Source organism: Cupriavidus basilensis (assembly GCF_029335485.1).
GTDB lineage: Bacteria > Pseudomonadota > Gammaproteobacteria > Burkholderiales > Burkholderiaceae > Cupriavidus > Cupriavidus basilensis_E.
Genome location: NZ_JARJLM010000440.1, coordinates 17980 through 28205 on the forward strand (window position 1 = coordinate 17980; position 10226 = coordinate 28205).

General features: G+C 65.1%; 10 protein-coding genes and 1 pseudogene. 8 read left to right on the forward strand and 3 right to left on the reverse strand.

Annotated elements, in window-relative coordinates:
- The first annotated feature begins 9 nt into the window (after positions 1 to 9).
- Genes lpxB through P3W85_RS26565 form a run of 3 tightly spaced genes read left to right on the forward strand, consistent with a single transcriptional unit; the run spans position 10 to position 2674 of the window.
- Entirely contained in the window at positions 10 to 1191 is a 1182-nt protein-coding gene (lpxB, locus tag P3W85_RS26555; protein ID WP_276266947.1) for a lipid-A-disaccharide synthase, read from the forward strand.
- Positions 1191 to 1895: a ribonuclease HII gene (gene rnhB, locus P3W85_RS26560; protein WP_276266948.1), complete on the forward strand. Its 705-nt coding sequence runs from the start codon at positions 1191 to 1193 to the stop codon at positions 1893 to 1895. Before lpxB ends, rnhB begins: the two co-directional genes overlap by 1 nt.
- Positions 1892 to 2674, forward strand: a complete 783-nt coding sequence (locus P3W85_RS26565) for a TrmH family RNA methyltransferase (protein WP_017223955.1) — start codon at positions 1892 to 1894, stop codon at positions 2672 to 2674. Before rnhB ends, P3W85_RS26565 begins: the two co-directional genes overlap by 4 nt.
- Before the next feature lie 360 nt (positions 2675 to 3034).
- Here P3W85_RS26565 and ppsR read toward each other — a convergent pair whose 3' ends face one another.
- Positions 3035 to 3928, reverse strand: coding sequence for a posphoenolpyruvate synthetase regulatory kinase/phosphorylase PpsR (gene ppsR, locus P3W85_RS26570; protein WP_276266949.1), 894 nt, complete (start codon positions 3926 to 3928; stop codon positions 3035 to 3037).
- A gap of 290 nt (positions 3929 to 4218) precedes the next feature.
- Between ppsR and ppsA the strand changes: the two genes are divergently transcribed.
- From ppsA to P3W85_RS26585, 3 genes are all read left to right on the forward strand, one after another.
- A complete protein-coding gene (gene ppsA / locus P3W85_RS26575) occupies positions 4219 to 6603 on the forward strand; it encodes a phosphoenolpyruvate synthase (protein WP_276266950.1) in 2385 nt (794 codons plus the stop codon).
- 156 nt (positions 6604 to 6759) lie between these two features.
- The gene (locus P3W85_RS26580) at positions 6760 to 7185 is read left to right on the forward strand and encodes an NfeD family protein (RefSeq protein WP_017223952.1); all 426 of its coding nucleotides are present in this window, start codon (positions 6760 to 6762) and stop codon (positions 7183 to 7185) included.
- A gap of 132 nt (positions 7186 to 7317) precedes the next feature.
- A complete protein-coding gene (locus P3W85_RS26585) occupies positions 7318 to 8250 on the forward strand; it encodes an SPFH domain-containing protein (protein ID WP_017223951.1) in 933 nt (310 codons plus the stop codon).
- A 113-nt stretch (positions 8251 to 8363) separates the two neighbouring features.
- Here the strand turns inward: P3W85_RS26585 and smpB are convergent, their stop codons facing one another.
- Positions 8364 to 8816, reverse strand: a complete 453-nt coding sequence (smpB, locus tag P3W85_RS26590; protein ID WP_006164727.1) for an SsrA-binding protein SmpB — start codon at positions 8814 to 8816, stop codon at positions 8364 to 8366.
- Between the two features lie 309 nt (positions 8817 to 9125).
- Between smpB and P3W85_RS26595 the strand changes: the two genes are divergently transcribed.
- The gene (locus P3W85_RS26595; protein ID WP_035805117.1) at positions 9126 to 9563 is read left to right on the forward strand and encodes a type II toxin-antitoxin system RatA family toxin; all 438 of its coding nucleotides are present in this window, start codon (positions 9126 to 9128) and stop codon (positions 9561 to 9563) included.
- Positions 9550 to 9906, forward strand: coding sequence for an RnfH family protein (locus tag P3W85_RS26600; RefSeq protein WP_276266951.1), 357 nt, complete (start codon positions 9550 to 9552; stop codon positions 9904 to 9906). The genes P3W85_RS26595 and P3W85_RS26600 overlap by 14 nt, the downstream gene beginning before the upstream one ends.
- A gap of 18 nt (positions 9907 to 9924) precedes the next feature.
- On the opposite strand, the pseudogene P3W85_RS26605 reads toward P3W85_RS26600, so the two are convergent.
- Positions 9925 to 10226: pseudogene (locus P3W85_RS26605) on the reverse strand (DUF4124 domain-containing protein); the annotation flags it as partial.

Sequence of the window (10226 nt, forward strand, 5' to 3'; positions counted from 1 at the left end):
GTCAACGCCATGATCGATGCAGCCGTAGCGGCCGGGGGCAAGCTCGGGACCATCGCGATGGTCGCCGGCGAGAATTCCGGCGATCTGCTCGCTTCGCTGTTGCTGAGCGGGCTCAAGGCCCGCATGCGCGACACCGTGCGCTATTCGGGCATCGGCGGGGCGCGCATGATTGCGCAGGGTTTCGAGTCGCAGTGGCCGATGGAAACCCTGTCGGTCAATGGCTATGTGGAGGTGCTGGGCTCGCTGCGCGAGATCCTGGCGACACGCCGCGCCATCAAGGAAAAGCTGCTGGCCGAGCCGCCGCTCTGCTTTATCGGCGTGGATGCGCCTGATTTCAACTTCGGGCTCGAAACGCCGCTGCGGCGCGCCGGGATACCGGTCGTGCACTTCGTCAGTCCTTCGATCTGGGCCTGGCGCGGCGGGCGCATTCGTACCATCGCGCGCGCGGTCGATCACATTCTCTGCCTGTTCCCGTTCGAGCCGGAGATCTACGCCCGCGCCGGCATAGCCGCCACTTACGTGGGGCACCCGCTGGCCGATGTCATCCCGATGGTGCCCGATACGCAAGGCGCCCGCGAGCGCCTCGGCCTGGCCGCGGGCCATCGCGTGGTCGCGGTGCTGCCCGGCAGCCGCCAGTCAGAAGTGCGCAACCTGGGGCCGACTTTCTTCGGTGCGATGGCGCGCATGCATGAGATGGACAACAATCTCGTCTTCGTGCTGCCTGCGGCCAGTGCATCGCTGCGTGCCGTGGTCGAGAACCTGCACCTGCAGTATCCGCAATTGCCGCTGACCGTTATCGACGGGCAGTCGCACCAGGCGATGGAAGCCGCGGACGTCATTCTGCTCGCCAGCGGTACCGCGACGCTCGAGGCAGCGCTATACAAGAAGCCGATGGTGATTTCCTACAAGGTGCCCTGGCTGACCGCGCAGATCATGAAGCGCCAGGGGTACCTGCCTTATGTGGGTCTGCCCAACGTTCTCTCCAAACGCTTCGTGGTGCCTGAGTTGCTGCAGGACGACGCCACGCCCGAAGCGCTGGCGCGCGAGACCCTGCTGCAATTGAACGACGAGGGTAATACCGCCTTCCTGCGCGAACATTTCACCCAGATGCACGAGACGCTCAAACGCAATACCGCCGAGCTGGCTTCCGAGGTGGTCGCCAGCCTGATTCGCGAACGGAGGGGGGTGTAATGGCGCGCCGTCCGACCGTGAACGCCGATTCTCCCCAGCTCGGCTTCGAGCTGGCGGCCACGACCGCGCAGGTTCGCTACCTGTGCGGCGTGGACGAGGCGGGCAGGGGCCCGCTGGCGGGGCCTGTCTATGCCGCGGCGGTGGTGCTCGATCCGGCCCGGCCGATCGAAGGCCTGGCGGATTCGAAGATACTGACCGCACGCCGGCGCGAGGTGCTGTTCGACCAGATCCGCGAGCGGGCACTGGGCTGGCATATCGCCCAGGCTTCGGTGGAAGAAATCGATACCATCAACATCCTGCACGCTACCATGCTGGCCATGCAGCGTGCGGTGCATGGCCTGGCCGATGCCGGCCTCGCGCCCGACCTGGTGCAGGTGGACGGCAACCGTTGTCCGCAGGTCCGCTTTCCCGTCGAGGCCATCGTCAAGGGAGACGCCAAGGTGCAGGCCATCTCGGCGGCATCGATCCTGGCCAAGGTGGCGCGCGACCGCGAATTGCTGGAGTTGCATGCCGCGTACCCGCAATACGGCTTCGATGCCCACGCGGGCTATGGCACGCCCCAGCACCTGGCCGCGCTGACCGAGTTCGGCGCCACGCCGCACCACCGGCGTTCGTTCGCGCCGGTGCGCAACGCCATCGCGCTGGGTCGCATTGCACCCGCCGCCGGCGCGTCCCGCCCGGCATCCCCGGAGCTGCTATCGTGAAGCACGTCACTTCGCGCGACAACGCGCTGTTCAAGCACCTCAAGGCGCTGACCGGCTCCACGCACGCGCGCCGCAAGGCGGGGCAGTCGGTGCTGGATGGCGTGCATCTTGCCCAGGCTTACCTGGATGCGCTGGGCCAGCCGGTGCAGTGCGTGGTCTCGGAGCGGCATTACGATCACGCCGAGGTGATGCAACTGCTGAAGCAGATCGCGCCAGAGCGCGTGGTGGTGCTGGCGGATGCCTTGTTCGACCTGATTGCCGGCGTGGTCAACGGCGTCGACCTGATGCTGGTGATCGATACGCCTTCCGGCCACCTGCCGTCGCATATCGATACCGATTGCATCATCCTCGACGGTGTGCAGGATGCCGGCAACGTCGGCTCGATCCTGCGCAGCGCCGCCGCGGCCGGCATTCCGCATGCGTTCCTGGTCACCGGCAGCGCCTTCGCCTGGTCCACCAAGACCCTGCGCGCCGCCATGGGCGCCAATTTCCATCTGAATATCGTCGAGCACTGCAGCTTCGACATGCTGGCGCCGCGGCTCGCGGTGCCGCTGCTGGCCACGTCCTCCCATGCGCAGGCGGCGGTGTTCGACACTGACCTGCGCGGCCCGGTGGGCTGGGTGGTGGGCAACGAAGGCGCGGGCGTGAGCCCGGAGTGGATGGCCAAGGTCAGCCGCACGGTGGGCATTCCCCAGCCGGGCGGGCTGGAGTCGCTGAATGTGGCGGCGGCGACTGCGATCTGCCTGTTCGAGGCGGTGCGGCAGCGGCGGCCGGGCTGAGGCTGAGCTCGTGCAAGCGGTTTGCTTCCAGCTCTCCCGCTTGCGGGAGAGTCTCAAGAGCGCAGGACGCGCCGACTTGCACCCCAGAAAAGCAAGGTGCCTTCGGGGCACTATCTCTGCGGCAAGACCTTGACATTGCCTCCAATAAATTCAACGGCTTAGAAGAGGTTCCCGGGTAGGGGCCGGGGGAGAGGGCGGGCGCTCGCGATGCCGCTGCACTGGAGCAAACCATTGGCTCCGCTTCCAGTGGCCCCTAGCCAGGCCACCCCTCTTCCCCTCGAGGGGAGAGGGAGTCACAGCCAGCGTCATTTCACACGGCTTTGGCGCACGGTTCGGCTTCGTTTGGGGCTTCGGGTTTCTTCAGTAATTGTTGTCCCGGTCCACCTTGATCTCCTGCAGGATCGTGGTGGCGATCTCTTCGATCGACTTGTGGGTGGACGACAGCCATTTGATGCCTTCGCGGCGCATCATGGCCTCGGCCTCGTTGACCTCGTAGCGGCAGTTCTCCGGCGCCGCGTACTTGCTGCCCGGGCGCCGCTCGTTGCGGATCTCGGCCAGGCGTTGCGGGTTGATGGAGAGGCCGAAGATCTTGGGCTTGAAGGCGTAGAGCGCACTCGGCAGCTTGCCGCGCTCGAAGTCGTCGGGGATCAGCGGGTAGTTGGCCGCCTTCAGGCCGTATTGCATGGCCAGGTAAAGGCTGGTCGGGGTCTTGCCGCTGCGCGACACGCCTACCAGGATGATGTCCGCCTCGGCCAGGTTCTTGTGCGACTGGCCATCGTCGTGAGCGAGCGAGAAATTGATCGCCTCGATGCGGTTCTGGTAGGCCTCGGTATCCGCATTCTGGTGGAAACGGCCGATCGCATGGGTGGACTTGAGGCCTAGCTCCTTTTCGAGCGGCTCGATGAAGGTCTGGAACATGTCCAGGATCATGGCCTTGGCGCGCCGGATCGCCTTGTTCGACTCCTGGTTGACCAGGGTGGTGAAGACGATGGGCTGCACGCCTTCCGCATAGAAGGCTTCGTTGATCTTGGCTACCGCGATATGCGCCTTTTCGGGCGTATCGACGAACGGCATGCGTACCTTGCGGAAACGCATCTCGAACTGGGCCAGGATGGAGTGGCTGAAGGTCTCGGCGGTAATGCCGGTGCCGTCGGAGACGATGAAGACCGTGCGGATGGCCGGGCGCTCCTCATGACGCGGTTCCTGGGGGTGCTGCGGCTCGATGGGCGCGGCGGGAGCGGCGGGCTGGGGCATGTCTGTACAATTATTTTTGAAACCGCGCGCCGCGAAAGTGCGGTGCGGCACGGTAGAATAGCGGCGATCTTTTCGCTAAGCAATTCCGCCAGCGCTGTTGGCACAACGATTCGGCCACGAATTGTCAACAATGTGCGCTGCAGCAATCACGATCGCACCCGATCGAATCCGGTCGGGGCCGCATTGGGACCGCCCAGGGACTGTTTAGCCAAGCGATCCGTCCGGTAGCAGAACTCCAACAATATTCCGGGCGTCAGCAACAGGTTTCTTACTTTGTTTTTGAGGCTTTTATGAACAACCCGGCAATCGACAGCGCGTATGTGCTGCCGTTCGAACAGTTGCGCAAGGAAGATGTGGAAACCGTGGGGGGCAAGAACTCGTCGCTAGGTGAGATGATCTCCCAACTGGCCGAGGCCGGCGTACGGGTGCCCGGCGGCTTTGCCACCACCGCGCTGGCTTTCCGCGACTTCCTCGTCCACAACAACCTGACCCAGCGTATTTCCGACCGCCTCAAGGCCCTCGACGTCGACGACGTGAAGGCCCTGGCCGAAGCTGGCGCCGAGATCCGCGACTGGGTCGTCCAGGCGCCGTTCCAGCCCCGCCTGGAGCAGGAAATCCGCGAGTTCTACGCCCGTGCCGAAGCGCGCGAAGGCGCCGAGGCCTCGTTCGCCGTGCGTTCGTCGGCCACCGCCGAAGACCTGCCCGACGCATCGTTCGCCGGCCAGCAGGAGTCCTACCTCAACGTCAGCGGTATCGACGACGTGCTGGACAAGATCCGCCACGTGTTTGCCTCGCTGTACAACGACCGCGCCATTTCCTACCGCGTGCACAAGGGCTTCGCCCACGACGTGGTGGCGCTGTCCGCCGGCGTGCAGCGCATGGTGCGCTCGGACGTGGGCGCCTCGGGCGTGATGTTCACCATCGACACCGAGTCGGGCTTCCAGGAAGTGGTCTTCATCACCTCCAGCTACGGCCTGGGCGAGACGGTGGTGCAGGGCGCGGTCAACCCGGACGAGTTCTACGTCTTCAAGCCCACGCTGCAAGCGGGCAAGTACCCCATCATCCGCCGCTCGATCGGCTCCAAGCTGATCAAGATGGAATTCACCGCGCCTGGCGAAGCCGGCCGCGTCAAGACCGTCGACGTCCCCATCGAACTGCGCAACCGCTACTCGATCACCGACGCCGACGTGGCGGAGCTGGCCAAGTACGCGGTCATCATCGAGAAGCACTACGCTCGTCCGATGGACATCGAGTGGGGCAAGGACGGCCGCGACGGCAAGATCTACATCCTGCAGGCCCGCCCCGAAACCGTGAAGAGCCAGTCCGCCGGCAAGGCCGAGCAGCGCTTCAAGCTCAAGGGCACCGCCCCTGTGCTGACCAGCGGCCGCGCCATTGGCCAGAAGATCGGCACCGGCCGCGTGCGCGTCATCAATGACCCGTCCGAGATGGAGCGCGTGCAGCCGGGCGACGTGCTGGTTGCCGACATGACCGATCCCAACTGGGAGCCGGTGATGAAGCGCGCCGCCGCCATCGTGACCAACCGCGGTGGCCGTACCTGCCACGCGGCCATCATCGCGCGCGAGCTGGGCGTTCCCGCCGTGGTCGGCTGCGGCGACGCCACCGACCTGCTCAAGGACGGCACGCTGGTGACGGTGTCGTGCGCCGAGGGCGACGAAGGCCGCATCTACGACGGCCTGCTCGAGACCGAGGTCACCGAGGTGCAGCGCGGCGAAATGCCGGAAATCGACGTCAAGATCATGATGAACGTCGGCAACCCGCAGCTGGCCTTCGATTTCTGCCAGATCCCGAACCAGGGTGTCGGCCTGGCGCGCCTCGAGTTCATCATCAACAACAATATCGGTGTCCACCCCAAGGCCATCCTCGACTACCCGCAAGTCGACGCCGACCTGAAGAAGGCTGTGGAAAGCGTGGCCCGCGGCCACGCCAGCCCGCGCGCCTTCTACGTGGACAAGCTGGCCGAGGGCATCGCCACCATCGGCGCGGCGTTCTACCCGAAGCCCGTTATCGTGCGCCTGTCGGACTTCAAGTCCAACGAGTACAAGAAGCTGATCGGCGGCTCGCGCTATGAGCCGGACGAGGAAAACCCGATGCTTGGCTTCCGCGGCGCCTCGCGCTACATCTCCGAAGACTTCGCCGAAGCCTTCGAGATGGAGTGCAAGGCCATGAAGCGCGTGCGTGACGACATGGGGCTGACCAACGTCGAAATCATGGTGCCGTTCGTGCGGACCCTGGGGCAGGCCGAGAAGGTCATCGAACTGCTGGCCAAGCACGGCCTGAAGCGCGGCGAGAACGGCCTGCGCGTCATCATGATGTGCGAAGTGCCGTCCAACGCCATCCTGGCCGAGGAGTTCCTGCAGTATTTCGACGGCTTTTCGATCGGCTCGAACGACCTGACCCAGCTCACGCTGGGCCTGGACCGCGACTCCGGCATGGAGCTGCTGGCCAAGGACTTCGACGAACGCGACCCGGCGGTCAAGTTCATGCTGTCGCGCGCCATTTCCACCGCGCTGCGCCTGAACAAGTACGTCGGCATCTGCGGCCAGGGCCCTTCGGACCACCCGGATTTCGCCGCGTGGCTGGCCAAGGAAGGCATCAAGTCGATCTCGCTGAATCCCGATTCGGTGGTCGACACCTGGAAGCAACTGGCTTCCTGAGGCATTTGAAGTCACAATAGCGTTACACCGGCCCTGCGCCAGGTGTTCCGAACCCCCGCAGGCGCCCTGGCGTTGCGGGGGTTTTTTGTTTTGACCGTGGTCTGGGCTTGTGCGGGCGACGCCAGGCCACGACAACGGCAGGCAAGGGGGGAGGCAATGGCGCCGTATTACATCTGGTTTGCGCTGGCCGCGGTGCTGGTGATCGTGGAACTGGGTTTCGGCACCTTGTATCTGCTGATGGTGGCGCTGGGTGCCGCCATGGGCGGCATGGGTGCGCTGGCCGGCCTTGGCGCCGCCAGCCAGACCATACTGGCTGCGCTGGTGGCGCTGGCCGGCTTCGTCGCGCTGCGGCGCTCCCGCTATGGCCGTACCCGGCGCGACCAGGCCGAGCGCGACCCCAACGTCAACCCCGATATCGGGCAGGAACTTGAGGTGCCGGCCTGGGGCACCGGCGGAAGGGCCCGGGTGCGCTATCGGGGCGCGGATTGGGACGTCGAACTCCAGGCCCAGGGCCCAGCTGCGCCCGGGCGCTTCCGCATCGTCGAGGTACGCGGCAACACGCTATTCGTCTGCCCACGCTAGGCCTGCTTCGCGCGGTTCGCCCTGGCGCTGCCAGGGCTGCCGCAACACCGCCATCGGGGCGGTCCGGTTTCCGGTTTCCAGGTTTCAGGCTTTCCTGCAACACGCTTTTTTCCAACCCGTCACGGAGGTCCCATGTTCGAATTCTTCGGCAGCCTGCTGCCCCTGTTGATTCTCATCGCGGTCATCGTCCTGGTGGCGAAGAGTTTCAAGATCGTGCCGCAGCAGCATGCCTGGGTGCTGGAGCGCCTCGGCAAGTACCACGCCACGCTGACGCCGGGGCTGACCGTGGTGCTGCCCTTCGTCGATCGGGTGGCCTACAAGCATGTCTTGAAGGAAATCCCGCTCGATGTGCCCAGCCAGGTCTGCATCACCAGGGACAATACGCAGTTGCAGGTGGACGGCGTGCTGTACTTCCAGGTCACCGATCCGATGAAGGCGTCCTATGGCTCCAGCAATTTCGTGGTGGCGATCACCCAGCTCTCGCAGACCACGCTGCGCTCGGTGATCGGCAAGCTGGAACTGGACAAGACCTTCGAGGAGCGCGACTACATCAACCACAGCGTGGTCAATGCGCTGGACGAGGCTGCCGCCAGCTGGGGGGTGAAGGTGCTGCGCTACGAGATCAAGGATCTCACGCCGCCCAAGGAGATCCTGCATGCGATGCAGGCGCAGATTACCGCCGAGCGCGAGAAGCGCGCGCTGATCGCGGCTTCCGAGGGCAAGCGCCAGGAGCAGATCAACCTGGCCTCCGGCGCGCGCGAGGCCGCCATCCAGAAATCCGAAGGCGAGCGGCAGGCGGCCATCAACAAGGCGCAGGGCGAAGCCGCGGCGATCCTGGCGGTGGCCGAGGCCAACGCGCAAGCCATTGAGAAAATCGGGCGGGCTATCCGCGCCGAAGGCGGCATGGAGGCGGTCAACCTCAAGGTGGCGGAGGAATACGTGGGTGCCTTCGGCAACCTGGCCAAGCAGGGCAACACGCTGATCGTGCCGGGCAACCTTGGCGAGATGAGCGGCATGATTGCTTCCGCGCTGCAGATCGTCAAGGGACAGCAGAAGGGGGCTTGAGCGTGAGGCCGGAAGGGATGTGACGGCGTGATGTGCTTGCCCTCTCCTCCAACCGTTCTCCCGCCGGCGGGAGAGGGGGGCGCCGGTAAGAATGCCTGAGCAGGCGCGCCGCCTTACTCCTTGCCGGCGCCCTTCATGATGCGCGCCTTCTCGCGTTGCCAATCGCGGTCCTTCTCGGTCTCGCGCTTGTCGAACATCTTCTTGCCCTTGGCCAGGCCGATCTCGCACTTGACGCGTCCGCGCGTGTAGTGCAGGTTGAGCGGCACGATCGTGAAGCCGCGCTGCTCCACCTTGCCGATCAGCCGCTTGATTTCTTCTGCCTTGAGCAACAATTTGCGGGTGCGCACCGCATCGGGCGAGATATGGGTCGAGGCGCTGTTGAGCGCGCTGATGTGAGCGCCGATCAGGAAGAGCTCGGCGTCGCGAATGACCACGTAGCCTTCCTTGATCTGCACGCGTCCGGCGCGGATCGCCTTGACTTCCCAGCCCTCGAGCACGATCCCCGCCTCATATCGCTCTTCGATGAAGTAGTCGAAAAAGGCTTTCTTGTTGTCTGCGATGGTCATGCGGTCCGGATAGAGGAAATGGAGATAGGAAAAATAGAAAGCAAAAAAATCACAAGGTACGGGGGCGGTGCGGCGCCGCCGCGCGCCGCGTAAAGTGCTGGCCGCGCGCGGGAAACGTGATGCGCCACGGTCCGGCGCCTGCCATTGCCGCCATGCTTGCCGCGCGGGGGATGCCGCCGCCTGCATTCGGGATGCCGCCAGGACGCGCGTGGGCTAAAATTGGGATTCTAGCAAACTGGCCCGCCCCGGTGGATTCCGCAATGCGTCATGCCGCAGGCGGGGTCTGCATGGGCCCTGATTCTCCAATACATGGCAGACGTCCATAAATCCGTTCTGCTCGGCCATTCCGCCGAGCAGATGTACAACCTGGTCACATGCGTCGAGGACTACCCCAAGTTCCTCCCCTGGTGCGGCGGCGTCGAGGTATTCGAGCAGACCGAGACCTTGCTCGACGCCAAGATCCATATCCATTTCAAGGGCGTCAAGCAGTACTTCCACACCCGCAACACCCAGGAGCGGCCCGCCAGGATCGATATGGTGTTCGAGGACGGGCCCTTCAAGGCTTTCAATGGCTCGTGGCGCTTCACGCCGCTGCGCGAGGATGCCTGCAAGATCGAATTCCACCTGCACTACGAGTTCTCCAGCTTCCTGCTGGAGAAGCTCATCGGGCCGGTGTTCAGCATGATCGCCAATACGTTTGTCGATGCCTTCGTCAAGCGTGCCGAGGTGGTTTATGGCAACGGCTGACGAGACCGGCGCCGCCTGCGCGTTACGCATCTCGGTGTGCTATGCCCGCCCGGGCGCTGCTTTCCTGAAAGAGCTGGAGGTGCCGCCCGGTACGACCATTGTCGCCGCCATCGGCGCCTCGGGGCTGCTGCAGGCCTGTCCTGAAGTGGATCCGGCCACCATGCGCGTCGGCATCTTCGGCAAGCTCAAGACGCCGGACACCGTGGTGCGTGCGGGCGACCGCATCGAAATCTACCGCCCGCTGGTGGCCGACCCCAAGTCGGCGCGCAGAAAGCGCGTGCAGAAGATCCGCCAGGCCGGCACCCGCGAAGGCCAGAAATGGCTGCGCGGCGGCGCCAACTGACCGCGGAGCCGGCTCCGCTCAGGTGCAGTTCTGTTCGACGCTGGCGCTGGCGCGCTGCAACTCGGCCTGGCGCTGCGCATCGTCCAGGTGCTGTGGCGAGCCATCCGGCGCCAGCACCGCGATGCGCCGGCCCTGCTGCAGGGCGGTAGCGTAGTTGCGCATCCGCGCGCAGCGCGCCTGCTGCTCCTGTGCCAGCCGGTCCTTCTCGGCCTGGTCGGCCTCGGCCTTCAGCTGCGCGGCGCGCCGTTTCTCGAACGCCGCCTCGGCACCTGCCATGCCTCCCGCCTTGTCATTTGCCTTGGGAGCCGGTGCCTGGCTGC

Bases quoted from the DNA above. Each gene is read 5' to 3' on its own strand.
- lpxB (WP_276266947.1), top strand. From the start codon at position 10: ATGATCGATGCAGCCGTAGCGGCCGGGGGCAAGCTCGGGACCATCGCG.
- rnhB (WP_276266948.1), top strand. From the start codon at position 1,191: ATGGCGCGCCGTCCGACCGTGAACGCCGATTCTCCCCAGCTCGGCTTC.
- ppsR (WP_276266949.1), bottom strand. From the start codon at position 3,928: ATGCCCCAGCCCGCCGCTCCCGCCGCGCCCATCGAGCCGCAGCACCCC.
- ppsA (WP_276266950.1), top strand. From the start codon at position 4,219: ATGAACAACCCGGCAATCGACAGCGCGTATGTGCTGCCGTTCGAACAG.
- P3W85_RS26580 (WP_017223952.1), top strand. From the start codon at position 6,760: ATGGCGCCGTATTACATCTGGTTTGCGCTGGCCGCGGTGCTGGTGATC.
- P3W85_RS26585 (WP_017223951.1), top strand. From the start codon at position 7,318: ATGTTCGAATTCTTCGGCAGCCTGCTGCCCCTGTTGATTCTCATCGCG.
- smpB (WP_006164727.1), bottom strand. From the start codon at position 8,816: ATGACCATCGCAGACAACAAGAAAGCCTTTTTCGACTACTTCATCGAA.
- P3W85_RS26595 (WP_035805117.1), top strand. From the start codon at position 9,126: ATGGCAGACGTCCATAAATCCGTTCTGCTCGGCCATTCCGCCGAGCAG.
- P3W85_RS26600 (WP_276266951.1), top strand. From the start codon at position 9,550: ATGGCAACGGCTGACGAGACCGGCGCCGCCTGCGCGTTACGCATCTCG.